This is a genomic window from Reyranella sp. CPCC 100927 (assembly GCF_007859315.1).
Classification (GTDB): domain Bacteria; phylum Pseudomonadota; class Alphaproteobacteria; order Reyranellales; family Reyranellaceae; genus Vineibacter.
This window is the reverse complement of the sequence record NZ_VOHA01000009.1, coordinates 1-25,165: the sequence shown is the minus strand read 5'-3', so window position 1 is coordinate 25,165 and position 25,165 is coordinate 1. Positions and strand designations below refer to the sequence as shown.

At 61.2% G+C, this 25,165-nt stretch carries 17 protein-coding genes; 7 read left to right on the top strand and 10 right to left on the bottom strand.

Annotated elements, in window-relative coordinates; genetic code table 11:
• Positions 1-238: 238 nt before the first annotated feature.
• A complete protein-coding gene (locus tag FQU96_RS23030; protein WP_146543699.1) occupies positions 239-8,791 on the top strand; it encodes a GH36-type glycosyl hydrolase domain-containing protein in 8,553 nt (2,850 codons plus the stop codon).
• Positions 8,792-8,838: 47 nt separating this feature from the next.
• Here the strand turns inward: FQU96_RS23030 and FQU96_RS42250 are convergent, their stop codons facing one another.
• Positions 8,839-9,006, bottom strand: a complete 168-nt coding sequence (locus FQU96_RS42250; protein WP_178130666.1) for a hypothetical protein — start codon at positions 9,004-9,006, stop codon at positions 8,839-8,841.
• A gap of 495 nt (positions 9,007-9,501) precedes the next feature.
• Here FQU96_RS42250 and groL point away from each other — a divergent pair, with 495 nt between their 5' ends.
• Positions 9,502-11,130, top strand: coding sequence for a chaperonin GroEL (groL, locus tag FQU96_RS23025; protein ID WP_146543698.1), 1,629 nt, complete (start codon positions 9,502-9,504; stop codon positions 11,128-11,130).
• A gap of 43 nt (positions 11,131-11,173) precedes the next feature.
• Positions 11,174-11,404 (top strand): hypothetical protein, encoded by a 231-nt coding sequence (locus FQU96_RS23020; RefSeq protein ID WP_146543697.1) that lies wholly within the window; start codon positions 11,174-11,176, stop codon positions 11,402-11,404.
• A 152-nt stretch (positions 11,405-11,556) separates the two neighbouring features.
• Here FQU96_RS23020 and FQU96_RS23015 read toward each other — a convergent pair whose 3' ends face one another.
• Together FQU96_RS23015 and ybaL are read right to left on the bottom strand one after the other, a co-directional pair.
• A complete protein-coding gene (locus FQU96_RS23015; protein ID WP_146543696.1) occupies positions 11,557-11,745 on the bottom strand; it encodes a hypothetical protein in 189 nt (62 codons plus the stop codon).
• A 414-nt stretch (positions 11,746-12,159) separates the two neighbouring features.
• Complete coding sequence (gene ybaL / locus FQU96_RS23010; RefSeq protein ID WP_146543695.1) at positions 12,160-13,998, bottom strand: YbaL family putative K(+) efflux transporter; 1,839 nt, start codon at positions 13,996-13,998, stop codon at positions 12,160-12,162.
• A gap of 258 nt (positions 13,999-14,256) precedes the next feature.
• Here ybaL and FQU96_RS23005 point away from each other — a divergent pair, with 258 nt between their 5' ends.
• Positions 14,257-15,033, top strand: a complete 777-nt coding sequence (locus tag FQU96_RS23005; RefSeq protein ID WP_146543694.1) for a sulfite exporter TauE/SafE family protein — start codon at positions 14,257-14,259, stop codon at positions 15,031-15,033.
• Positions 15,034-15,068: 35 nt separating this feature from the next.
• On the opposite strand, the gene FQU96_RS23000 is transcribed toward FQU96_RS23005, so the two are convergent.
• The 3 genes from FQU96_RS23000 to FQU96_RS22995 form a co-directional block, all read right to left on the bottom strand.
• Positions 15,069-15,323: a GlsB/YeaQ/YmgE family stress response membrane protein gene (locus FQU96_RS23000; RefSeq protein WP_146543693.1), complete on the bottom strand. Its 255-nt coding sequence runs from the start codon at positions 15,321-15,323 to the stop codon at positions 15,069-15,071.
• Between the two features lie 13 nt (positions 15,324-15,336).
• Positions 15,337-15,504, bottom strand: coding sequence for a hypothetical protein (locus tag FQU96_RS42245; protein WP_178130665.1), 168 nt, complete (start codon positions 15,502-15,504; stop codon positions 15,337-15,339).
• 295 nt (positions 15,505-15,799) lie between these two features.
• Positions 15,800-16,453 carry a Crp/Fnr family transcriptional regulator gene (locus FQU96_RS22995; RefSeq protein WP_146543906.1) on the bottom strand — a complete coding sequence of 218 codons (654 nt, stop codon included), beginning with the start codon at positions 16,451-16,453 and terminating at the stop codon, positions 15,800-15,802.
• A 448-nt stretch (positions 16,454-16,901) separates the two neighbouring features.
• Here FQU96_RS22995 and FQU96_RS22990 point away from each other — a divergent pair, with 448 nt between their 5' ends.
• A complete protein-coding gene (locus FQU96_RS22990) occupies positions 16,902-17,207 on the top strand; it encodes a hypothetical protein (RefSeq protein ID WP_146543692.1) in 306 nt (101 codons plus the stop codon).
• Between the two features lie 102 nt (positions 17,208-17,309).
• Here the strand turns inward: FQU96_RS22990 and FQU96_RS22985 are convergent, their stop codons facing one another.
• On the bottom strand, positions 17,310-18,257 hold the full coding sequence (locus tag FQU96_RS22985) for a hypothetical protein (RefSeq protein WP_146543691.1): 948 nt from the start codon (positions 18,255-18,257) through the stop codon (positions 17,310-17,312).
• A 383-nt stretch (positions 18,258-18,640) separates the two neighbouring features.
• Here FQU96_RS22985 and FQU96_RS22980 point away from each other — a divergent pair, with 383 nt between their 5' ends.
• Positions 18,641-19,792 (top strand): glycosyltransferase family 4 protein, encoded by a 1,152-nt coding sequence (locus tag FQU96_RS22980; protein WP_146543690.1) that lies wholly within the window; start codon positions 18,641-18,643, stop codon positions 19,790-19,792.
• 105 nt (positions 19,793-19,897) lie between these two features.
• Here FQU96_RS22980 and FQU96_RS22975 read toward each other — a convergent pair whose 3' ends face one another.
• From FQU96_RS22975 to FQU96_RS22965, 3 genes are all read right to left on the bottom strand, one after another.
• Positions 19,898-20,416, bottom strand: a complete 519-nt coding sequence (locus tag FQU96_RS22975; RefSeq protein ID WP_255468444.1) for an SRPBCC family protein — start codon at positions 20,414-20,416, stop codon at positions 19,898-19,900.
• Between the two features lie 20 nt (positions 20,417-20,436).
• Positions 20,437-21,207 carry an SDR family oxidoreductase gene (locus FQU96_RS22970; protein WP_146543689.1) on the bottom strand — a complete coding sequence of 257 codons (771 nt, stop codon included), beginning with the start codon at positions 21,205-21,207 and terminating at the stop codon, positions 20,437-20,439.
• An 811-nt stretch (positions 21,208-22,018) separates the two neighbouring features.
• Positions 22,019-22,771: a Bax inhibitor-1/YccA family protein gene (locus tag FQU96_RS22965; RefSeq protein ID WP_146543688.1), complete on the bottom strand. Its 753-nt coding sequence runs from the start codon at positions 22,769-22,771 to the stop codon at positions 22,019-22,021.
• A 616-nt stretch (positions 22,772-23,387) separates the two neighbouring features.
• On the opposite strand from FQU96_RS22965, the gene FQU96_RS22960 reads away from it, so the two are divergent.
• Positions 23,388-24,857, top strand: coding sequence for a PAS domain S-box protein (locus FQU96_RS22960; protein ID WP_146543687.1), 1,470 nt, complete (start codon positions 23,388-23,390; stop codon positions 24,855-24,857).
• Positions 24,858-25,165: the final 308 nt, after the last annotated feature.

The window sequence follows — 25,165 nt, the reverse complement described above, 5'->3', positions numbered from 1 at the left end:
CCCTTCGAAAGTTCTGTGTATTTCTCGCATTGGCCCGGCCATTCCACATCTCGCGCGGCCACTCGCACCGTCTCGCGCGATCCATAGTCCCGGCAACACCTGGCACGCCGATCGCGTGTGGCCGCCGACGTCTGTTGATGCTACGGTGCCGCGCGAAGACGTCGACCTTGAATAGTCAAGCGTGCGACGCCGCGAGCCGGCAGGCTCAGCACGCGCAAGGCGCGACAGAAGGGTTGCTTTGACAGGTTTTTTTGCCCGCGCCTTCGGTCGCGTGTCCTCGGCGTCGCCCTGGGACAGCGCCGAGGCGATCCGCGAGGAGCTTTTCAGCATTGAGCGTCTCGAGGAACACGCCCGGAGTCTGGCGATCGCTCAGGCCGTCGGTTCGAAGCCGGCCAAGCGTCGTCCGCTAGCGGAACGGTTGGCTGACAACGGCGTCGTGCTGCTCGACTGCTACCACAGTATCGCCATGGCAGTGGACGCTGGACGCGCCACGACGTCCGCCGCGGAGTGGCTGATCGACAACTATCATCTCGTCGAGAAGCAGATCCGCAAGATCCGGTCTGATTTGGCGCCGGGTTACTATCGGCAGCTGCCGAAGTTGGCGGCTGGACCTTTCGCTGGATACCCTCGCGTGTTCGGCATCGCTTGGGCCTTTGTCGCCCACACCGACAGCCGCTTTGACCCTGACATGTTTTGCCGCTTTGTGCGCGCCTACCAGGAGATCCAGCCGCTGACGATTGGTGAGCTCTGGGCCGCCTCGATCACCTTGAGGATCGTACTGGTCGAGAACCTCAGGCGCATCGCCGAACGGATCGTACAGAGCGGCGGCGCACGTCAGGAGGCGGACAACCGGGCCGACCGGTTGCTGGGCACCGGCGGACGCGACGCCGAAGCGGCGCCAGCCGTACTCGCGGACCACGATCGCACACCATTGGTGGACGCGTTCGCCGTTCAACTCGTTCACAGGCTGCGCGACCAGGATCCAACGATCACCCCTGCCCTGACCTGGCTTGACCAGCGATTGGCAATGCAAGGCGTGACGGCCGATGCAATCGTACGTGACGAGCACCAAAGGCAGAGTGCCGCGACTGTTACGGTGCGGAACATCATCACGAGCATGCGCCTGATCTCGGATGTCGACTGGACAGAGCTATTCGAACGCACCAGCCTCGTCGATGGCGTGCTCGCCGCCGGCAGCGCCTTTCAGACGATGGATTTCCCAACGCGCGATCTTTACCGCAAAGCCATCGAGGCGCTGGCTCGGTATTCGAACAGCACGGAACTCGACATTGCGCACGGTGCCGTTCTGGCGGCAAAGGATGTCTCAGCCGAAACATCGGGCATGACAGACGCTCGCCGGGGTGATCCTGGCTTCTATCTTCTGGCGGGAGGACGTCGCGCTTTCGAGGCAAAGATCGGCTTTCGGCCGCCGTGGTACACATGGCCGGGCCGCCTGTACCGGGCTTTCGGCGTCGGCGGATACGTGACCGCCATTGCCCTTGTGGCCGCCGTCCTCCTCGCCCTGCCGCTGTTCGTGCTCGCTGTGATGGGGGTGGCGGGCCCATGGGTCGCCTTGCTCGGTGCGCTTGGGGCGATCCCCGCCATCGATGCGGCGATCGCGCTGGTGAATCGGGGCGTGACGCGAGGCGTCGGCGCATCACTTCTGCCGGCACTGGAGCTGCGCAATGGCATCCCTGCGCACCTGCGTACTCTCGTGGCGGTACCAACATTGCTGACCACGTCGGAGGCTATCGAGGAGCAGATCGAGCGGTTGGAGATCCACTACCTCGCGAGTCCGGAGGGCGATCTCCATTTCGCACTGCTGTCCGACTGGGTTGATGCCACCACCGAACGCACACCGAACGACGAACCTCTTCTCGCAGCAGCCGTGGACGGTATCGCTCGCCTCAACCGGCGTCACGGCCCGGCACCCGGTGGCGTCCGCTTCCTGCTGCTCCATCGCCGGCGGATGCGAAACGACGGCGAAGCACGATGGATCGGCTGGGAGCGCAAGCGCGGCAAGCTGCACGAACTCAACCGGCTGCTGCGTGGCGCGATTGATACGACGTTCCTAAGCCCAGGCGGGCAGCCGCCCGCAGTGCCCACGGGTGTCCGTTATGTCGTCACGCTGGACGCTGACACCCGGCTGCCGCGCGACACAGTACGCAGACTGATCGGCAAGATGGCGCACCCGCTCAACCGACCTCGGCTCGACGCCGGCGGCGGCAGGGTCATTGAAGGGTATGCCGTGCTGCAGCCGCGAGTTACGCCCTCGCTGCCGGTCGGCCGCGAAGGATCGCTGTTCCAGCGTATCTTCTCCAGCACAAGCGGCATCGATCCATACGCCGCCGCCGTTTCCGATGTGTATCAGGATCTGTTCGGCGAAGGTTCGTATGCCGGCAAGGGCATCTACGACATCGACGCCTTCGAGGCTGCCCTCGCTGGTCGCGTGCCGGAATCGACGCTGCTGAGCCATGACCTGTTCGAGGGTGTATTTGCCCGCGCCGGGCTGGCCTCCGATGTCGAGGTCGTCGAGGAGTTCCCCGCCCGTTACGACGTCGCCGCGCTGCGGCACCATCGCTGGGCCCGCGGTGACTGGCAGCTGCTGCCGTGGATCCTTGGACGGGGCTCACGTACGGACCCGGCGAATGGCGCCCTCTCAGCGCTTGGCCGCTGGAAGATGCTCGACAATCTCCGGCGCACGCTGTCGGCACCCGCCGCCGTCCTCGCACTGCTCGCGGGATGGACCGTGCGGTTCGACGTCGCATTTGTCTGGACCACGTTCGTCCTCACGACAATCATGCTGCCAACCCTCATTCCCGTCATTGGCGCCGTTGTGCCGCGCCATGCCGGGATCACGGTGCGCAGCCACCTCCGCGCACTCGGTAGTGATCTCTGGCTTGCCCTTACCTTGTCCGCTCTCACGGTCGTCTTTCTCGCGCACCAGGCGTGGTTGATGGGCGATGCGATCGCACGAACGCTGGTCCGCTTGTGGGTCACCGGCAGGCACTTGCTTGAATGGCTTCCGGCAGCGCAGGCGACGGTCGGCCCGCAACTCAACCTCGCTGCCTTCTACCGGAGGATGGCCGGCGCGCCGTTTATCGGTTCTCTGGCGGTGGTCGTCGCCGGCCTGTCGGAACAGGGTACATGGTCCCTGGCTGCACCGCTCGCCGCACTGTGGATCGCCTCGCCGGCCATCGCGCGCTGGACGAGCCTGTCTCCGATGGTCGCGGGCAGGCTCAGCGTGTCGGCCGGCGACGCCCGCGCCTTGCGGCTGACCGCTCGCCGCACCTGGCGGTTCTTCGAGACCTTTGTGACGGCGACGGATCACATGCTGCCGCCTGACAATTTCCAGGAGGACCCGGCTCCTGTGCTCGCGCATCGCACCTCGCCGACGAATATCGGCCTTTATCTCCTCTCGGTTGCGAGCGCCCGTGACTTTGGCTGGATCGGTACCATAGAGGCGATCGAGCGACTGGAGGCAACGCTTTCAACCATGAGCGGCCTGGCGCGTTTCCGCGGCCATTTCTACAATTGGTATGATACGCGTGATCTGCGGCCGCTCGACCCTCCGTACATCTCATCCGTGGACAGCGGTAATTTGGCCGGGCATCTGATCGCGCTCGCCAATGCATGCCAGGCGTGGCGCCTGGCGCCTGCCACCCCCACGCTGCGCCTTGCTGGTATCCAGGATGCTCTCGACCTTTTTAGCGCGGAAGCAGATCTTCTGCGCGACGGACGGCGAACGCAGACAGTAACTTGGCATCAGTTCGACGATGCGCACGCCAGGTTTGCCGACGACCTCCGCCGCACGTCCGCGGCCGGCGAAGACATTGCGGGACGGCTTGCGAGATTGAGCCCCCAGGCCGAGACCTTGGCCGATATTGCCCGCACGCTGGCGGCCGAACGCGGAGACGACGCCGGTGCGGACATGATGTTCTGGGCCGAAGCCGTCCGCAAAGCGATCCAGACTCACTGTCAGGATCTTGATTCTTCAGTCGATCCAGATGGCGCCGCAACAGTACGGCTGTCGGTTCTTGAAGAGACCGCCCGAGCGACCGCACTGGAAATGGAGTTCGGCTTCCTGCTCGACCGTGACCGCAAACTGCTGTCGATCGGCTACCGGGTGCCGGAGGGGGCCCTCGACACGAACTGCTATGATCTCCTCGCCTCCGAGGCGCGCCTTGCAAGCTTCATGGCGATCGCCAAGGGCGATGTGCCAGCCCGTCACTGGTTCCATCTCGGTCGTGCCGCTATGCCGGTTGCCTACGGTGCGGCCTTGATTTCGTGGTCCGGATCGATGTTCGAGTACCTGATGCCATCGCTCGTCATGCGCGCGCCGGCCGGCAGCCTGCTTGAGCGAACAAGCCGCCTGATCGTGCGACGGCAGATCGATCATGCAGCCAAGCTCGGTGTCCCTTGGGGAATGTCGGAATCCGCCTACAACGCCCGCGATCTGGAGTTTACCTACCAGTACTCGAACTTCGGCGTCCCCGATCTCGGACTGAAGCGCGGCTTGGGAGAGAACATCGTCATCGCGCCATATGCTACAGCGCTCGCGAGCATGGTCGATCCGCGGGCGGCGGCACGAAACCTCGAGCGGCTCACCGGTATTGGCGCGCGCGGTCGCTACGGTTTCTACGAGGCACTGGACTACACCCCGATCCGGGTTCCGGGGGGCGACAAGGTCGCGATCGTACGTGCTTTCATGGCCCATCATCAGGGCATGTCGATCGTCGCTATCGCGGACACCCTGCTCGATGGCGCCATGCGGGCGCGCTTCCACGGCGACCCCATGATTCAAGCAACAGAATTGCTGTTGCAGGAGCGCACGCCACGCGACGTGGCGGTGGTCCGTCCGTGGGCTGCGGAGGCGAAGTCCACCGTCCGAGCCCACGAGATCGAGCAACCCGGCGGCCGACGTCTGACCAGCGCGCATGGCGCTACCCCCACGACGCACCTGCTCTCGAATGGACGCTATGCGGTGATGCTCACGGCCGCTGGCTCGGGCTACAGCCGCTGGCAGGATCTGTCCGTGACCCGGTGGCGCGACGATGCCACGTGCGACGACAGCGGCTCATATATCTTTCTCAGGGACGTTCGCAGCGAAGACGTGTGGTCGGCGACCGCTCAGCCGATCGGTGCCAAACCAGATGACTACAATGTCGTATTCAGTGAGGGCCGAGCCGAGTTCGTGCGCCGCGATGCCACGCTGACGACAACACTCGAAGTGCTGGTATCGCCGGAAGAAGACGGTGAGGTCCGTCGTGTTTCGATCTCGAATTCCGGCATTGGCGTACGCGAGGTTGAGGTCACGTCCTATGCCGAACTCGTGCTGGCGCCGCAGGCCGCCGACGTAGCGCATCCGGCCTTTTCCAAGCTGTTCGTCCAGACCGAGTATCTCGCCGATGTCGGCGCTATACTGGCGACCCGGCGGCGGCGTGCGCCGAATGAACCGGAAATTTGGGCCGCGCACCTTGCCGTCGTCGATGGTGAAACCGTCGGCAAGATGGAGGTCGAGACCGACAGGGCCCGCTTCCTCGGCCGCGGCTGCGGGGTCCACATGCCCAACGCGCTGCTCGACGGACGGCCGCTCTCCAATACGGTCGGCATTGTACTCGACCCCGTGTTCGCCTTGCGCCGCCGCCTGCTGATCGCAGCGGGCGCCACCGTGCGCATCACCTTCTGGACGCTCATCGCCGCGTCGCGCGAGGCTCTCCTCGATGCTGTCGACAAGCACCGCGACGTCACCGCTTTCGGACGTGCCGCCACGCTGGCCTGGAGCCAGGCACAGGTTCAGCTCCATCACCTCGGTATTGCCCAGGGGGAAGCCGCCCTGTTCCAACAGCTGGCGGGACACCTTCTCTACGCCACGTCGGCGTTGCGGCCGTCCTCCGATACGATCCGACGCGGCATCGGCGCGCAGCCAGGACTATGGCCGCACGGGATTTCCGGTGATTTGCCGATCATGCTCCTGCGCATTGCCGACACGGAGGAACTCACCATCGCACGCCAACTGCTTCAGGCGCACGAGTACTGGCGCATGAAGCAGTTGGCTGTCGATCTCGTAATCCTGAACGAGCGCGCATCCTCCTACGTCCAGGACCTGCAGATTGCGATCGAAACCCTGGTTCGCACCAGCCGGTCACGGCCCCAGACCGGCGTCGAACTGCCGCCTGGCCGCGTCTTCGTGCTGCGGGCCGATCTGATGTCAGTGGAAAGCCGAGCCCTGCTCGCATCCGTCGCGCGGGTGGTGCTCGTCGGCGCACGGGGTCGCCTCTCCGATCAGCTGGAACGGGTGTCGCCCGCCTCTCCGTCCGACCGTTTCGTACCGAAACACGTTCCAGCCGTTTCGTCCCCGGTCGTACCGCCTGTGCCGACGCTCGAGTTTTTCAATGGTCTCGGCGGTTTCGCAGATGACGGACGGGAATATGTAACGATCCTCGGCCCTGGGCAGTCAACGCCGATGCCCTGGATCAACGTCGTCGCCAATCCCAGCTTCGGGTTCCAGGTAGCGACCGAGGGCAGCGGCTATACATGGTCGGTCAACAGCCGCGAACGTCAGCTTACGCCGTGGTCGAACGACCCCGTGACCGATCGCCCAGGTGAGGCGTTCTATGTGCGCGACGATGACACCGGCGACTTGTGGAGCCCGACGGCACTACCGATCCGCAACGAGACCGGGACCTATGTCGCGCGGCATGGCCGCGGGTATAGCCGCTTCGAGTATGCTGCACACGAAATCGCAACGGATCTCCTCCAGTATGTCCCGATCAACGACTCGGTAAAGATTTCGCGTCTACAACTGCGCAATACGTCGGCCCGCGCCCGGCGCCTTTCGGTGACCGCTTACGCGGAATGGAGTCTGGGGCCGTCGCGGGCGGCGTCAGTTCCCTTTGTGATGACCGAAATCGATCCTGCCACAGGCGCGATGTTCGGGCGCAATCCGTGGAATCCCGCCTTCGGGTCGCGCGTCGCCTTTGCGGATTTCGGCGGACACCAAATGGACTGGACGGGCGATCGGCGCGAGTTCATTGGCCGCAACGGAGCACTGGCCAACCCGGCGGCACTGGCCGGCACAGCACCGCTATCCAAGAACGTTGGAGCCGGTCTCGACCCTTGCGCCGCGCTGCGAGGGCCGATCGAACTGCCTCCTGGCGGCGCCGTCGAGCTCGTCTTCCTGCTGGGCGACGCCGCAAGTACGGAGGCCGCTCGGGACCTGATCACTCGCTATCGCGCGGCCGATCTCGGTGCAGTGTTGTCCGAGGTCAACCGGTACTGGAATGACGTCCTGGGCGCGGTCCAGGTGAAGACGCCCGAGCGGTCAATGGATATCATGCTGAACGGTTGGCTGCTCTATCAGACACTCGCCTGCCGCATCTGGGCTCGCTCTGCGTTTTATCAGGCGAGCGGGGCTTACGGTTTCCGTGATCAACTTCAGGACGGCATGGCGCTTGCCTCCTCACGCCCGGCAGTGACGCGCGAGCACCTCTTGCGCGCCGCCGAGCGCCAGTTCGTGGAAGGCGACGTGCAGCACTGGTGGCTACCGCATTCCGGCCAGGGGGTACGCACGCGAATCTCGGACGACCGGGCGTGGCTCGCCTGCGCGGTTGCGCAATATGTTCTCGTGACAGGCGATGCGGCCATACTCGACGAACTGGTCCCGTTCCTGGAAGGTCAGAAGCTCGCGGCACATGAACACGACAGCTTCTTCCAGCCGACGACTTCCGACCACAAGGTTACCCTGTTCGAGCACTGTGCCCGCGCCATCGATCAGAGCCTTGCAAGGGGCAGGCACGGCCTGCCCCTGATCGGCACCGGCGACTGGAATGACGGCATGAATCGTGTCGGCGCTAAGGGAGAAGGGGAAAGCGTCTGGCTGGGCTGGTTCCTGCACACGGTGCTGACGGGTTTCGCACCCCTTGCCGATCGGCGCGACGAGACTGCGCGCGCGAGCGCATGGCGGGTTCACGCTTGTGCCCTCAGTGCCTCACTCGAGAGCGAAGCATGGGATGGCGGTTGGTACCGGCGAGGCTGGTTCGACGACGGAACATCGCTCGGTTCGTCGAAGAACGAGGAATGCCGCATCGATTCCATCGCGCAGTCCTGGGCTGTGATCTCGGGCGCCGCGGAAGCTACGCGCGCCGCCGATGCCATGGCGGCCGTCGAGCACGAACTGATCCACGCCGAAGAAAGACTGGCGCTGCTCTTTGCGCCTCCCTTTGACAAGGCCGCGGTCGATCCCGGCTACATCAAAGGCTATCCGCCGGGAATCCGCGAGAACGGTGGGCAGTACACCCACGCCGCGCTGTGGTCAGTGATGGCATTCGCAGCGCTCGGCGAAGGGGACAAGGCGCTGCGTCTCTTCTCGCTGCTCAACCCCATCAATCATGCCCGCACGCGCACGGACGTTCATCGCTACAAGGTGGAGCCGTACGTGGTTGCCGCCGACATCTATAGCACTCTACCCCATGTCGGGCGTGGCGGCTGGACCTGGTACACCGGCTCGGCCGGCTGGATGCAGCGTGCCGGAATCGAGAGCATCCTCGGCTTGCGCATGGAGGATGCGACGCTGCGCATCGACCCCTGCATTCCGCAGCTCTGGCCGAGTTTCGAGATCATGCTACGACACGGCTCTGCGTACTACGAAATCCGGGTCGATAACCCCGATCATGTCAGCCGGGGTATCGTTGCAGCCAGCCAGGACGGCCGCTTGATCGCGGATAGACCCTTGCGCCTACCGCTCAGCGACGACGGCATCTCACACGTTGTCCGGATCACACTGGGCTGATCGGCAGGCCTTGCATCGCAAGCGGCCACTGCAGGTGAACCGGCGCGCTAAGGGGTATCTCCGTCGGCTCCCTGCGGATGCTGACGAACCTGCGACAAGATGTTGCGATAGCGCTCCACCAGCATATTCCAGCTCGACCCGTCCGGATCGGACGTGCCACTCGCCAGAATGGCGGCGACAAGCTGTTCCATCTGTCGTTTGTCGAATTCAAGCATGGGATACTCCTCTTGATGGATTGAAGGCCGGCGTCATCGGTACTCTGGCCAAGCGTGCCATCAGCCGAAACTCACTGTTCCGAGCCAACGACGACGTCACCGTGAGCGGTCATCACGGCGCGCCCTGAATGCTATGTGACGCCGCAGCGTCGAGAACCAGTGTCCCAAACAGAACAGTCGCGATCTGTCACAACCTCTAGTGTTGCCTGTTGTGCGGGGCATGGAGGCATCCATCAACGGCGGCGTTGCGCGACATCCAGGAATCGATCAGTGAGCATTGGACACACGTGAGAAAACCACTGCCATTCCGTAGCACCGCCTTGAAACGCTGCAGCGGCCGTCCCAAATCAGCAGTCTCCCACGAAGAGTGCCAAGCGCGACGGGTTGCCAAAGCAACCCGTCGGTCCGGCCATGGCAGTTGAACGTGCGTCCTGATGAAATTCCGCACAGTCCGACGCTCGGCGCCGTCGATTCTCAACACAAGGATATGATGTCATGGCAGCCAAGGACGTACGCTTTTCCTCCGATGCCCGCGAGAAGATGATGCGCGGCGTCGAGATCCTCGCCAATGCGGTCCGCGTGACGCTTGGCCCCAAGGGCCGTAACGTCGTTCTCAACAAGAGCTATGGCGCCCCGCGCATCACAAAGGACGGCGTCACCGTCGCCCGGGAGATCGAGTTCGAGGACAGATTCGAGAACATGGGCGCCCAGCTGGTGCGCGAGGTCGCCAGCAAGACGAACGATGCCGCCGGTGACGGTACCACGACTGCCACCATCTTGACGCAGGCGATCGTGCGGGAAGGCGCCAGGCTGGTGGCCGCCGGCATGAACCCGATGGACCTCAAGCGCGGCATCGATCTCGCCGTCATCGAGGTGGTGAAGGACATCGCCAGGCGTGCCAAGAAAGTCCGCTCCTCGGAGGAAATCGCGCAAGTGGGCACCGTCGCTGCCAACGGCGAACGCGAGATCGGCGACATGATCGCAAAAGCGATGAAGAAGGTCGGCAACGAGGGTGTGATTACCGTCGAGGAGGCGAAATCAATCGAGTCCGAACTCGAGGTCGTCGAGGGGATGCAGTTCGACCGTGGCTACCTCTCGCCCTACTTCATCACCAATGCCGAGAAAATGGTGAGCGAACTCGAGGGCCCTTACATTCTTCTCCATGAGAAGAAGATCGCCAATCTCCAGACATTCCTGCCCGTACTCGAAGCAATCGTCCAGGCTGGCAAGCCGTTGCTTGTCGTCTCCGAGGACATCGAAGGTGAAGCGCTCGCCGCGCTTGTCGTCAACAAGCTGCGCGGTGGCCTGAAGGTCACCGCCGTCAAGGCGCCAGGCTTCGGCGATCGGCGCAAGGACATGCTGGAGGATGTCGCGGTGTTGACCGGTGGCCAGGTCATCTCCGAGGATCTCGGAACCAAACTTGAAAACGTCACCCTGGACATGCTTGGCCAAGCCAAGAAGGTGACCGTTTCCAAGGACAACACGGTCATCGTCGATGGCGCCGGCACGAAGAAGAGCATCGAGGCCCGGATCACTCAGATCAAAGCGCAGATCGAGGAGACGACTTCGGACTATGACAAGGAGAAACTTCAGGAGCGTCTTGCGCGGCTCGCTGGCGGTGTTGCCGTGATCAGTGTCGGCGGCGGCAGCGAGATCGAGGTCAAGGAGCGGAAGGATCGCGTTGACGATGCATTGAACGCCACGCGCGCGGCAGTCGAGGAAGGCATTGTCGCGGGCGGTGGTGTCGCACTGCTGCGCGCCAAGGCTGCCCTCACCAAGCTCACCAGCGACAATCCAGATGTGCGCGCCGGCATCACCATCGTGCTGCGCGCCCTCGAGGCGCCGCTACGTCAGATCGTTGAAAATGCCGGGGTCGATGGATCTGTCGTCGTCGGCAAGCTGCTGGAAGCGAAAGACCCGAACAGCGGCTTCGATGCCCAGACCGAGCGCTATGTGAACATGATCGAAGCTGGCATCATCGACCCGGCCAAGGTTGTTCGTGTCGCCCTTCAGGACGCGGCGTCGGTCGCCGGCTTACTGATCACCACTGAAGTCATGATTGCCGAGCGGCCGCAGAACGACGCAGCTCCGGCCATGCCAGGCGGCCACGCGGGTTACCACTAGACCCATCGGCGAATTGTCCGGACACATCAAGAAAGGCCTCACCATGGAACGCCGCGTCCTCGAAACGATCCGCGACGCTGCGGACCCATTTGTCGCCCAGGCAGAGGACTGTCTGAAACGGTTGCGCATGGACCGCCGCACCTTCGTGAAAATTGTCGGCGATCTTCAGAAGCGGCACCTCATCGAGATCGACGAGGACACTGGCGCGATACGCCTGACGGAGGCAGGCGACAAAGTACTCCTGCAGCAAGGCGCAATCGGGACAGATATGTAGCGAAGCTGGTTTCCTTCGCAAGGAGACTCGTCCTTACCATAAAGCGACGATCACGATCTGACGATCGATCTGGCAAGCGCGATCGCGACGGTGGAGGAATCAGAGCTGCTGGGACAGGGGTTTTCCTCAAACAGACATATCACCTCGATGGCTCAGTCACCGAATAGCTTTTTCGACTTCTCCGCTCGATGTTGCGAGTTCAACTCGTCGATAACTTCACCGAGGGTTCTGGAGAGCTGGCCGATGGAAAGCCACATCTCTCCCATCTCGGCCGGCGAGAGCCGGTACTTTTCGACGTATGCGTCGACGATCAGAAGTTCGCGCTTATCAATCTTCGCCATTTGCGATCTCCTTCGATTTACCTACAGGTGAGATCGAGATGTGTGAGGGCCCATATCGCGGCAATGGAGGAGCAAGGGCTTCCTCGTGAAGGCTCTGAGCCACAGATGGCATGGATACTCACCCTTTAGTCCCATCCACCGGCACCGCGCTGTCCCTTTCTGAACACTTCAGAAAGACGCCATTTATGTTCCGCGGCCGCTGGGAAACTTACACAGCCCTTCCACGTTGGTCCTCATGAAGGCGAAGCCATGTCCAGAAATCTCCAGGGATTGATCATCGCAGCAATGTTCGCAATTGGGGCGATCGTGTTGCTGGTGATGATGAGCGCAGATTGGTGGAAACCGCTGTTCGGTTAGATGAGTACCCGCACTCGGCGGCTTGCGCCGAACTACCGCTAGCCTCACTCAAAGAATTCACTGAATGTCGCTCTTTTCCTGACGCGGTTGCAATTCGGGAGATGTACTTGACAGTCCCGCGGCTGGACGTCGTTCGAACGCTCCTCCTTCACCGGTCTTTCGGGCTTGCTGCACAACAGAATGAGTTCTCTCTTCGGAGAAACCGAAGCTCTGGAGTGCATAGTCAAGGAGTCCCAACCCGATCTCGCGCTCGCCCATGATGGCAATACCCACGCCCTGTCGCTCGAAGTGCGCGAGTTCACCCACGCTGTGAGTGCGAACTGCCGTCCGGATTTGCGGGTTTATTTGTCGCGCAAGTTCAATAATACGCTGTGTTTGAAATCCTCTGGGAGCGGCGATGACGAGCAAACGCGCACGATCAACGCCGGCAGCTTCCAGTACACCCGCTGCCGTCGCATCTCCATACACGGCAGCGATATCTCGACGTCGGAGTTCTTCGACACGTCGCCGGTTCTCGTCCACCACCACGAACGGCAAACCTTGCGCCTTGAGTGCCTCGCCAAGAACGCCGCCTACCCGACCATACCCAACAATCACAGCATGGTCCTGCTGGTCTGAGCCACGCTTCCCTTCGGACAGGGTGGCTAACCTACTCCCGCGTCGCTCGAGACGCGCAAGCAAGCGCGGCCGCCTGCGAAGCCACGCCGTGAGAGGATCAATGGCTGCAAACACGATCGGATTGACGGTGATTGAGAGTAGAGCGCCTGCTAGAATCAAATCGCGGCCCGCCGGGGGAAGGACACCGAGTGCAATGCCCACCCCGGCCAGAATGAACGAGAACTCCCCGATTTGGGCTAGGCTTGCCGAGACGGTCAGAGCTGTCGTCAGCGGATAACCGAAGGCGAGCACGATGGCGAAGGCTGCCAGCGATTTGCCGAATACGATCACAAGCACGATGGCGGCGACCGACAGGGGATCGCGCACCAATACCGTTGGATCAAACAACATGCCGACCGAAACGAAGAACAGCACCGCGAAAGCGTCCTTGAGAGGCAACGAGTCTGCCGCCGCTTGATGGCTGAAGTCCGATTCGCTGAGGACCACGCCCGCGAAGAACGCTCCAAGCGCGAAAGATACTCCGAAGAGTTCTGCCGAGCCAAAAGCAATACCCAGCGCGAGCGCTAGGACAGAAAGCGTAAAGAGTTCCCGTGAGCCAGTTCGGGCGACTTGCGCCAATGCCCAGGGAACAACTCGCGTTCCCACCAGGAATACGAGCGCGATGAACGCTGCCACCTTGCCGATCGTGAATAAAAACGCCAACCCAATGCTACCACCAGCCAGCCGTGCGGCCAGGCCATGGGCATCGGCGCCCAATGGACCTGCTATCGCGGGCAGGAGCACCAGGGCAAGGACCATCACCAGGTCTTCGACAACTAGCCAGCCTACCGCAATGTGGCCGTTGACCGAGTCGAGCGCACTGCGATCCTCCAAAGCCCGCAGGAGGACGACCGTGCTTGCGCATGACAACGCCAATCCGAGCACGACGCCCGCGGCTGGGCTCCAGCCCCAGATCAGCGCGACGCCGGTACCAATGGCTGTTGCCACCATGACCTGTGCAAGCGCACCCGGCAGAGCGATCCGTCGCACCGCCAGCAAATCCTCGATCGAGAAATGGAGGCCGACGCCAAACATGAGAAGAATGATGCCAATCTCGGCAAGCTGACCCGCCAGATTCACCTCCCCGACGAAACCGGGTGTGAAAGGACCAATGGCGACACCGGCCAGGAGATATCCCACAAGGGGCGGAAGGCGCAGCTTGCGCGCCAAGAAACCGCCACAGGCCGCAAGCGCGAGCCCCAATACGACGGTGGCAAGCAGTGACGTGTCGTGCGGCATGAGCCTCCAGGCGTCGTCGTGACCGCAATTGTTAATGTGCGCTCGCGGCGGGCAATCGTGTGCGCTCTTGTGGCAGAAGCGATGACGCCATGCATCAATACTTCTATCCGACCGACGTCTACCGGCTTGGTGTCCTACGTCTTCGCTGAACTCGCCGCACGAACGCAAGCAAGATCACGAAGAATGCGCCGGCATCAGGTATCGGGCCTGAATCGCCAAACTCAGGCACGATCGGAACACCACACGAGGATAGCGATCATGGACTGGCTCTATCCACTCTCCGGGTTTGGCGTCGGCGTCATTGTCGGCATGACCGGCATGGGGGGTGGTTCATTGATGACCCCACTGCTCATGCTGGTCTTCGGCGTCCCTGCCCTCACGGCCGTGGGAACGGACCTGCTGTTCGCTGCGATGACGAAATCCGCAGGCACGGCGATTCATTCCAGAAAGGGAAATGTGGACTGGGGAGTCGCTGGACTCCTGGCGGCCGGATCTGTTCCCGCCACCGTGCTTACGATCTGGACTCTGTCCCAAATACCGAAGCAAAGTCCGATGATGGCTGCGATCATCTCGATCACGATCGGGATCGCCCTGATCATCGCGGGCATGGCGATCTTTTTCCGCCGCCGTATTCGTGACTATGCTCTGGCCCGTGCCGATAACCCGACGCAAACACGCTATGCCGGCACCATCACAGTCATCCTCGGCGCGATCCTGGGAGGGCTCGTATCGCTATGCTCGGTCGGTGCCGGCGCCCTCGGTGTGGCCATTCTTTTCTTTCTTTACCCACGCCTGCCATCCATTCGTATTGTCGGTTCCGATCTCGCACATGCTGTGCCCCTGACCCTGGTGGCGGGTTTCGGCCACTGGCTGATCGGTAACGTGGAGTGGTACATTGTCGGCGCCTTATTGCTTGGATCTTTGCCCGGTATCATTATCGGTAGCCATTTTGCGAATCGCATTTCCGAGCGTTTCTTGTTCCCCGTGCTGGCCAGCATGTTGACCCTGATTGGTTTGCGGCTCATCGCTTCGTAGCCAGGCGGCCATCCCGATGGCAATGCGGAAACCTGTCAGGTCCGCCTGAAGTATCTCACAAGAGTTAGAAGCACCATGGCGCCAATGGTGGCGCTGACGATCGCGGCGACCAAACCAGTACCAATGCGGGTCTCCGATGTGGGCAGCAACAAGCCGCCGATGAACGCACCCACAACCCCAACAACCACGTTGCCGACGAGGTTGAGAGTGCCACCCTTGATGAAGGTCGCGGCCACCCAGCCGGCAACAAGGCCGACGATCAGCATGACGAAAAGGCTTTCTACAGACATGGCGGTTGCCTCCTTATGACGGCAATTGCGCCTTCGGCACACCTATGGTGCTTCCGCGCTCTTGTGGGCTACCGAGCGGGCCGTTGAAGAAAAGGAATGTGAGGATTCCGACAACCACTGCCACGACGCCGGCGACAAAGTACAGGCTGCGGTTACGCCTACCTTGCGTGATCTCGACCATGACAATCTCCGGTGGTGCTGCGGCATTCCGCTATCTACGCAGGAGGCGACCTTCACGGCTGGTTGTACAACCCGATGCCGAAGTCAAACGAAGTGCCTACCCTCGGACCATAGATGTATCAGCAGGACATACCGCTCACTGTTCAATTATGAACAGATCGTTGCATTTGAGCACGGTTGACGGTGGTACGCCCGTCGTCGGCGAACTGTGTTCCAACGCGGCCTGTCCGACGGATGCCACGGCAACCTGCGTGACGTTTGCCCGGTGTCACTCGATCGGGGCAAGCGATGTGCAGCTAGTCGTGCACGACGACGCGCAATAGCGAGGAATGCACCTTCAAGGTGCCATTGTACTCGATGAAGCCGAGCTTGCGGAACTTGTTCATGAAATAGTTGATCCGCGAACGCGTCGTTCCAATGCGGGATGCCAGTATCTCCTGGCTGATCCTCGGTATTACCGTCTCCAGCTTTCCTTCCTTGCCAAAATTCGCCAATAGCAGAAGAAGGCGGGCGAGTCGCCTTTCGCTTGAATTGAACAGTTGATCGACCAGGTCGGCCTCGATCTGGATGTTGCGCGATAACAGGAACGCCATGAACATCTCCGACAGGGCCGGCTGTTCATGAAGCATGCGGATCATCGTTTCCTTCTCGATCCTGACTATCGTCGAGGCCGCCATCGCACCGGCTGACGCCATGTGCAGAGGCTGGCCGGCCAGGCATCCCTCGCCGAAGAAATCTCCTGGGCCTAGAATCGCGACTATTCCCTCCTTGCCATGCTCAGACACGACAGTGAGCTGGATCCTGCCCTTCTGAATATAGAAAACAGCATCGGCGGGATCACCCTGCTGGAAGACGATGTCCTTAGCCTTGTGGCTCATGCTGGACCGCCCGGATCCAACCGATGCCAGGAATTGCTGTGCGTCAAAACCACCGGCTTTCGCCGCGGCCATGGGCATACCGGTACTCGCTGCCCTTGCGGCACTTCCCACCACTGCTATCCCGGTGTTCCGAGGTGGCCGGGCCTTGCCGGACGCCTTGCGGGGCATGATCAGCCTCCCTCGATTCTCTGGAGTCCACCTTTCCACTGGTCAGGGCAGTGGCCTTGGCGTTGCGTATCCTAGCTTGCACCGCTATTCCGTTCCATAACGCCTGTCGGTCCCCCGGATCGAGACCATACCACTCCTTGCGGTTACCGCGATCAGGCACACTACTTTGGTTGCACCTGCCGGAGTTTCGCCATCGCAGCGATCCGCAAGCGCCGGCATCGACGCGGCCGACGCCAAGTGTCTCAAACTGGACAGTCGATAGCGCTCCAGTCAGATATGAAAATCATGACCTCTAACGTATCAGTTTCGTCCGGTGGCGTACCGGTGGACCTAATCTAAGGGAGGATCTGTCGTGTCCGTGCAGTTCCGGCCAGACGAGGAAAGTCGGGGCACGATGACCGCTCTGCCCGGCGCGAACCGATGCTTGCGTACATTCCCGCTGAAACAGCGCACACTGCTGAGAAAGCTGACGACCGAGTTAGCTTCCTTGCAGGAACGTGTCGAGGCGGCGAACCTCGATACGTTCAAGCTGGATGACGACCTCCAGAGCTTGTCGGAAGCTTTGCGAACCGCCGTTGCTGATCTCCGCCACGCACAAGCGGCCCTTGGCTGGTTAGTGAACGCCGGCCGCGCAAAGACAGCAGCAGCCGCCCAATAGAGGGAACGTTTCGCGACCAAAGCCAGATGTGTTCTGTGGCGAGCGCCAACTTCAGTCTCGATCGCCAACCATCTCGGGGGCAGCGTGCAGCAGTGGTCCTGCTCAGTCCTTGCCGTGTTCCCTGCGTTTGGCCGCCGCCCATTCAGCGCGCGCAGCAACCACCTCGCTTGACCCGCCGCCGATGCCCTCCGCCTCAATGACGGCCCTTTCAGCAGTGTCGAGATCGTTGCGGGCCATCGCCTCGCGGTATTGTGTCAGTAACTCCCAAGCCCGCGCCGTGAGCTGTCGATTTTCTTTAGCCAGCTCGTCAATCGGCTTGGTAGCGGTCGCTTCGGTATCTGCCGCCTGCCTGGCATTGGCCACCCGACGCTGCAGGCTGTCCCAGCCCGGATGGGTGGTATGGTGCCGGGACGCCTCGGCCACAATGCGCTCTGCGTCAGCGATACGGTTACCTGCAATCGCCACCTCGATGGCGGTAGCAATATCGCGGATTTCGCCGTCTTGGCGTAGACGGTCGCCTTGGCGTTGGCTATCGATGCGTTGGCGTATGATATCCGCCCGCGCGACAGCAATGCCCGGCAAACCCGGTGCCAATTCATTGGCATCGGTTAAAATAGCGGCAGCGCGATTGTAGTTGCCCTGCGCTGCCATCCGATACGCCTCGCTCACCAGCGCTTTGGCCTGTTCACGCCGATTGCTCTGTTCGCGCTCCTGTTGCTCATCGCGCTGACGCGCGGCAGCCAACCGGTGCCGATAGTCGGCCCATCCCTCATACGCGGGATAGCGCGTCAAACCCTCGATCATAAGGCGGTCGGCATCTTCAAACCGCCTGGCAAGGACCGCAGCCTCGATCGCCGCGGTCAACAAGCGGATTCGGCCATCCTGCATTTCCACCTGCACACGCACACTGCCAGGATCGAGGTGCGTCTTGCTGGTTTCCGGCAGGCCCGACATCGAGTCGACCGGAAGATGGACCGATGCTGCCACAGACGGTGCGCTCGTCGCTCCGAGCAGCGTAACCAGAGTAACGCGGATCACGACCGCATACATGGTGTCTGCTCCATAGAGGTGCATTGCGCGTAACGACGGGGAAATCAAAACCGATACCAGCCAAGGCCTGCAGCCCATTCGTCGGAACGCGTGCGACTGAGATCGATCGGATGGTATTCGTAGCGGATCGACGTGCTTCGAACTGTCCTATTCCGGACAGTCCGTTGCCCTGTGTCCCGCTACAAGTTCAGCCGGCGCTGGACAGGTCCCACGACATTGAAGGCACATCCCGCTCACCGGAGGGGTCACGATTCCCACTGAGGGGCGATGGTGTTATCGCCAGCCGCGCCATCAGCTAATTCGACGGCGGACGCCACCTTTTTTACTTCGGGATTCTTTGAAACCAGTGGCAATAGTCGGTGCTGAACGCGAAAGGGAAGAGGATGCGTATTGCGCAAATTGCTCCGATCATTGAGGACGTGCCGCCGCGGCTGTACGGGGGAACAGAGCGCATCGTCTCGTATCTTACGGAGGAGTTGGTCGCCTTGGGCCACGACGTGACGCTCTTCGCCAGCGGCACGTCGATCACCACAGCCGAACTGGTGCCAGTTGTTTCCGAAGCTCTGCGCCTCAGGCCGGACATGCATGACCCACTTCCTTATTACATGATCATGCTAGACCGGGTACGGCAGCGTCTAGGCGAATTCGATATCTTGCATTTCCATATCGATGCCATGCACTACCCTCTGATGCGGTCGCACGCGGATCGCGTGCTCACGACGCTGCATGGACGGCAGGACTTGCCCGAACTACCGCCATTGTACAGCGCGTTCCCGGACCTGCCGCTCGTATCGATCTCGAATGCCCAACGGCGGCCGATACCGACCGCCCATTTTGTCGCTACTGTTCATCACGGCCTGCCGGTGGATCTGTATCGGCCAACTTTTTCATCTGGGGAGGATCGGCATGGGCGTGGCCGAGGGTACCTCGCTTTCCTGGGTCGCATGGCGCCTGAGAAGCGTCCTGATCTGGCGATCGAAATTGCGCGTAAGGCAGGCCTGCCCTTAAAACTTGCGGCGAAGGTCGATAAAGCCGACCGTGCCTATTTCTGCGACTGCATAGCGCCCCTGCTGAAACAACCGGACATCGAATTCATCGGCGAGATCAACGAGCGGGAGAAGGAGCGCTTTCTCGGCGAAGCCGCAGCGCTGCTGTTTCCCATATCTTGGCCGGAGCCTTTCGGCCTGGTGATGATCGAAGCCATGGCTTGCGGCACGCCGGTCTTGGCGTTTCATGCCGGCTCAGTGCCAGAGGTTGTCGATCACGGTGTCACGGGCCTGATCGTCGAGACGGTCGACCAGGCTGTCGCGGCGCTGCCGGACATAGTGCGTCTGGATCGCACGGCCGTTCGACGGTGCTTCGAACGGCGGTTCACCAGCCGGCGAATGGCGACGGACTACGTTACCGTCTATGAGCGACAGCTTGGTGCACGGAGATCCACGCCGTTCCTCACCACCAAGAGCCCCCGATCGCCGATGCTCCTGCAGGAGCCGCGAAACAGCGCCAACCTTGACGGCGGTAGCATCGCCAGATGAAAGAACTCTTCATGCGATCGGCACCAACCTCGCTCAGTCCCTGTTACGGACCATAGCCGTCATCCCTCGCTGCGTTCTCGATGACAGACGATCGCGACTCATCCTTTAGTGATGATGAGCACCGGCAAGCGCACGACGCAGGGAATCGACCCATTGTGCAATAAGCTCCACGAGGAGATTGGTCCATGGCACGGCACCGCTGGGCGCGCTCTTGAACTCCACGAACCATTCCACGAACGTGCGATCGCCATCGACGATCGGCGTGCACCGCAGCGTGCCCTGGTAATCGACAGCAGCAGGAGCGTCGGCAAATTCCTTGATCGGAAAGTGAAACTGCTCCATGCCGGCATAAGTGAAGGAGCGGTCGGCGTCGGAATGAGCCGTCAGGCGTTGACGTATCCAGATACCGCCATAGCGGAAGCACCGCACGGCGCCAACTTCGTCACCACGCTTGTGATCTTCGATGACGCTCTCGGTGACGCCTTGGATGTAGCGCGGATAGTTGTCAAAGTCTCGGACCAGACTCCAGACTTCGGTTGCCGGGTGATCCAGGACGCTGCTGTAGTAAGCTCTGTACATTGGCGTGCCTTGGGTGGGTGGCGCATCCGCCGTTTCCCGGCGCATGCGCCATTCGGTTACCGCGATCAGCTCCGGCTGATCGACGCGCCGCCGTCGACCAGAAGGGCCGTGCCCGTAATGAAGCTCGAGGCGTCCGACGCGAGGTGAAGAACTGACCGCGCAATTTCTTCGGGCTTCGCCATGCGCTTCAGGGCATGTAAACCCTCGACGAACGCCAGCACTTCTGGACCGGCTCCCGGTGCGTTCGTAATGCTCGCCGGCGTATCCGTGCCGCCGGGCAGGATCGCGTTTACCCGAATTGCCTGAGGGCCGAATTCAGCGGCGAGGGCTATCGTGAGACCGATCAATCCCGCTTTGCTGGCCGCGTACGCCGACATGCCGGGCATACCGACCGTGTAGCCGACGAACGAGGACGTGAAGATGAGCGAGCCACCACCTCGCGCCATCATCGCGGGTATTTGGTACTTCGCGCTCAGAAACGCGCTGGTGAGGTTGGTGTCGAGCGTTTCGTGCCAACCTGCCAAGGACAAATCAGAAATCGGCCCAATATCACCGATAATGCCGGCATTATTGAATGCAATATCGAGGCCCCCGAAACGACTGGTGGCGGTGCGAACCAGTTCTTCCGCCAATGTTTCGTCCTTCACATCGCCGGCGACGGCAATGGCACGGCCCCCAGCTGCCTCGATCTCGGTGACCAGCGTCTTCAATTCAGACTGACGTCGCGCACTCACGATCAACTTCGCGCCTTCTTGCGCGAATAACAGCGCGGTCGCGCGCCCAATTCCGGAGCTTGCTCCCGTAACAATGGCGATCTTGTTGGCAAGTGCCGTCATCACAAATCCTCCTGAGCACACCGAATGGCCATCGCGGCAATAGATATGCACGTCATGGCGTACCTCACTCCTTCCGGTTCGGGCGAGAGTTCGTAATCACCGAAAACCGTAAACCGGTAATCCACACGATTGTCGGATCCGAGGGCGACCGGCCGTTCAATGCAGCACATACGATCGGACACGTTCAGCGGTCAAAAAGCGGTTACGCAGGAAGCAAGAACGCGGGTGATTCGCTCTGCGACCGGATCCGTCTTAACCTCTATTGCCGGTCAGTCGAATGCGGAGACTTATGTCGACGCCGCAACGTCTCGGATCGGATTTGCCAGCTGCACACTATTGGCTCCGGTCGCGATGAGCAGTTCAAAACCGCACACACAGCTGATACTCGGAACGTCGGGGCCGCCCCCCCGATCGCGGATGACAGCTCGCAGCAACGTGCGCTGCGCGCTCCGATAGTGATGTGCTTTTGGCGAGAATCCCCGCGTGGCCTTGTTTTCTGATCGCCAGCTTCCAGACGAAGATCGTGAAAGCCGCTGCAATCGACACTGTTCAAAACCGGACAGCGCCGGTGCTGCCGACCGTCCATTCTCGCAGAAGGTTGCGAGCGTACCGTTCCCGGGTGACGGCGAGCTATCCGATGAGCACACAGCGACTGACGATCATAGTCATATTGGGGCTGATGCTGGGATCCGGCTTTCTGGGCTTGTACCTGGCCGAACAAACAGCCGCACGATGGCCGGACCCGCGTCAGCAGCCGATCCTCATCCGCAGATGAGTCTGGTGGGACACGCGGAGCGCCATCGAACGTCGGTCAGCGTCGTTGGCCGATGAAACTCATGAGGAACTGGAACAGGTTCACGAAATCGAGATAGAGGCTCAGCGCGCCGAAGATCGCGACCTTGCGCATCGCTTCGCCGCCCAAAGCCTCGGAATACTGCTGCCTGATCTTCTGCGTGTCGAAGGCAATCAAGCCGGAAAAAATCAGGACACCAGCGGCAGAGATGACAAAACTCACTACACCGGACGGCCAGATCAGGTTGACGATACTGGCCAGAACCAGCCCAATCAGGCCCATGAAGAGGAACTTACCTACGGCCGTGAGATCGCGCTTGGTGGTGTAGCCATAGAGACTGAGTGCCGCGAACGCAGCTGCCGTCACGAAGAACGCCCGCGCAACCGATGCCCCCGTGTAGGTGAACAAAAGCAACGATAGGCTAACGCCCATCAGCGCCGTGATTGACCAGTAGATCGCCAGGAGCGACGTCACCCCCATTTGCGCGGCGCGGAACGAGGTCAGCAGAAGAAGGCCAAGAGGGGCGAAGATTGCGATCCAGCCCAGTATATTAAGGCCGGTGACGCGATTGTCTGGCGCCACCTCGAAAAAAATACCCGCCAAATCGGGCGAACTGAAGAGTGCGAAAGCTACAATGCCCGAGAGGGCAAGCCCCGAAGCCAAGTAATTGTAGACCCGCACCATGTGGCCACGCAGGCCCGCATCGAATGCAGCCTGATCAGCCGCGACCGATCCACCGCGGTGGGCGATCTTGATACTTTCGTCCGCCATGTGCTCGCCTCCGGGGGGGCCTCGTTCAGGGGAACCTCGACGAGGACACTCACACGTGGGCACCCACGGCAACTTAATCAAGCATGCCTGTCGGAATCAGACATAGCGACGTCATCCTGGTTGAGGTGTGGCCAGGCTGATCCCGGGGCATCTACAACTACGGCTTGGAGCTGCCGGAGATCGCGGCATTTGTCGATGAGTATCGAGAACCATAGTTGAGCTCGACAGCAACGCGCGTTCTTGCGGACTCGCTCTGCGCTTTGACGTGACTTGTCCAAAATTGGACAGCGCAAGATAACGCCAAGCACTAATAGAAGTGCGTCAGGTTCTCCCCTGACGTGGTCCCACTCACACCCGTCGCAACGCCCATGCGTGCGACGGGTATTTTCTGTAACGAACCTGTCCTGTTCGCTCTTGAACACTCGACTGCACCACCTCACTAATGAAGACTCGTGCGCCGCGGCAATTCGTGCATGTATGGATTCTGAGCGGCGCGACTCAAGCAGTCGCCGGTGGTGCGCGAAGCCGCGCGCGGCAGCAGCCGGCCCCGACACAAGAAGCCATAGGTTGCGAACGGCATTCTGCCGACTGTGCGGATTTGCCCAGGAGAACATCGATGACGACTTCTATCGCAGGTCCTCCGCGTTTGCGTGTGGTCGGCGTCGAGCATGGTCTCGACGTACCTGACCGTATTCTCGACCTTCTCGACGCAGCAATCTACGTTTGCAACAGGGAGGGCCGACTTATCCGTTTCAACCGGAGAGCGGCCGAACTGTGGGGTCGCAGACCGAACCTCGACAACCCAGAGGAGCGCTTCTGCGGATCCTATGGTCTCTATCGCCCCGATGGTGGTCAGCTTCCGCACGCGGAATGTCCGATGGCGGATGTTCTGCGCTCAGGCGAACCCGTGATCGATCAGAAGGTCGTCGTCGAACGGCCCGATGGTTCGCGCATCGTGATTCTCGTAAATATCGAAGCGATAGTGGACAATCTCGGAAAGGTCCAAGGGGCCATCAACTGTTTCACGGACGTCACAGACCGCAGAGACGAGAGATCGGATCTCCAACTGGCGATTCCAGCTCCAGGACAGCACCCCCTTCCCGAACACGCCGCGCAGCAACTCGCTGCGATTATCACGTCATCCGACGACGCCATCATCAGCAACGATACGAATGGCATCGTCGTAAGTTGGAATGCGGGCGCCGAGCGTTTATTCGGCTATGTGGCTGACGACGTGATCGGCAAGCCCGTGACAATTCTCATTCCGTCGGATCGCCTTGGCGAGGAGGAGACCATCCTCGAGAAATTGCGGCTCGGTGAGCATGTCAGCAACTTCGATACGATCCGTCGCCGCCGGGATGGAAGTTTGGTCGAGATTTCGTTGACGGTTTCCTCTGTCAGAGACGCCTTTGGCCGAGTTGTGGGTGCTTCGATAATCGCCCGGGATGTTACCGAACGCAAACGCGCTCAGGAGAGGCAAACGCTGCTGCTGCGAGAGATCAATCACCGCGTCAAGAATGTATTCGCGCTTTCGAGCAGCCTCGCGACGCTGGCCGCGCGTTACGCGAAGACGCCTGCAGATATGGCGGCAGCGCTTCAGTCCCGCCTCGGGGCATTGTCGCGCGCCCATGACCTTACACTACATGATCTATCCCGTGCTTCGACAGCCGACAAAGCGACGACGCTGCATGCCCTCGTCGACATAAATGCTTCGCCCTACGCCCTTCCGGGGAACGTACCTCATCGCTTTGCCGCAAAGGGGCCTGACGTACAAATCCGTGGTAGTGCCGTGACGGCATTTGCCCTCCTTCTGCACGAGTTCGCGACCAACGCAACCAAGTATGGCGCACTGTCATCGCCGAATGGGCGCATTGATGTTGAATGGTCTATCGAGGACGGCAAGCTAGACCTTGTATGGCGAGAACATGGCGGTCCGTCACCTGACTCAACATTGCACAACGAAGGGTTTGGGAGCCGCTTGATACAAGCCACCGTTGCCGGCCAGCTCAGAGGCAAAATTGCGCGTGAATGGACGCCGAGTGGCTTGAGTATCAACATCATCGTGCCGCTCTGCGTGCTTGCGTGAATGAGGCGCTTCGACAAGGCAGCAGATTTCCGCCGAGCATAGGCAACGAGAAATTAGTTTGACGCTCTTGTCCGCTGCGGCTTCGCCATGTTGCGGACTTATCGATGAGAGGTGCTGCCGGTGACGATCGCCGCAAAGCGGCGAAACGTAAATGTTCCCGGGGGGCCACCGGCTTCGAGCGCAAATCAGCGGACGCAAGAAAGCCGTTCCTTTGTGGGGAACGGCTTTTGCGGATGCGGGAGTGGAATGGTTGCGGGGGCAGGATTTGAACCTGCGGCCTTCAGGTTATGAGCCTGACGAGCTACCGG

Bases quoted from the DNA above. Each gene is read 5' to 3' on its own strand.
- ybaL (WP_146543695.1), bottom strand. From the start codon at position 13,998: ATGCCGCACGACACGTCACTGCTTGCCACCGTCGTATTGGGGCTCGCG.
- groL (WP_146543698.1), top strand. From the start codon at position 9,502: ATGGCAGCCAAGGACGTACGCTTTTCCTCCGATGCCCGCGAGAAGATG.
- FQU96_RS22960 (WP_146543687.1), top strand. From the start codon at position 23,388: ATGACGACTTCTATCGCAGGTCCTCCGCGTTTGCGTGTGGTCGGCGTC.
- FQU96_RS22965 (WP_146543688.1), bottom strand. From the start codon at position 22,771: ATGGCGGACGAAAGTATCAAGATCGCCCACCGCGGTGGATCGGTCGCG.
- FQU96_RS22980 (WP_146543690.1), top strand. From the start codon at position 18,641: ATGCGTATTGCGCAAATTGCTCCGATCATTGAGGACGTGCCGCCGCGG.
- FQU96_RS23000 (WP_146543693.1), bottom strand. From the start codon at position 15,323: ATGTCTGTAGAAAGCCTTTTCGTCATGCTGATCGTCGGCCTTGTTGCC.
- FQU96_RS23015 (WP_146543696.1), bottom strand. From the start codon at position 11,745: ATGGCGAAGATTGATAAGCGCGAACTTCTGATCGTCGACGCATACGTC.
- FQU96_RS42245 (WP_178130665.1), bottom strand. From the start codon at position 15,504: ATGGTCGAGATCACGCAAGGTAGGCGTAACCGCAGCCTGTACTTTGTC.
- FQU96_RS42250 (WP_178130666.1), bottom strand. From the start codon at position 9,006: ATGCTTGAATTCGACAAACGACAGATGGAACAGCTTGTCGCCGCCATT.
- FQU96_RS22975 (WP_255468444.1), bottom strand. From the start codon at position 20,416: ATGCGCCGGGAAACGGCGGATGCGCCACCCACCCAAGGCACGCCAATG.
- FQU96_RS22995 (WP_146543906.1), bottom strand. From the start codon at position 16,453: ATGGCCGCGGCGAAAGCCGGTGGTTTTGACGCACAGCAATTCCTGGCA.
- FQU96_RS22985 (WP_146543691.1), bottom strand. From the start codon at position 18,257: ATGTATGCGGTCGTGATCCGCGTTACTCTGGTTACGCTGCTCGGAGCG.
- FQU96_RS23020 (WP_146543697.1), top strand. From the start codon at position 11,174: ATGGAACGCCGCGTCCTCGAAACGATCCGCGACGCTGCGGACCCATTT.
- FQU96_RS22970 (WP_146543689.1), bottom strand. From the start codon at position 21,207: ATGACGGCACTTGCCAACAAGATCGCCATTGTTACGGGAGCAAGCTCC.
- FQU96_RS23005 (WP_146543694.1), top strand. From the start codon at position 14,257: ATGGACTGGCTCTATCCACTCTCCGGGTTTGGCGTCGGCGTCATTGTC.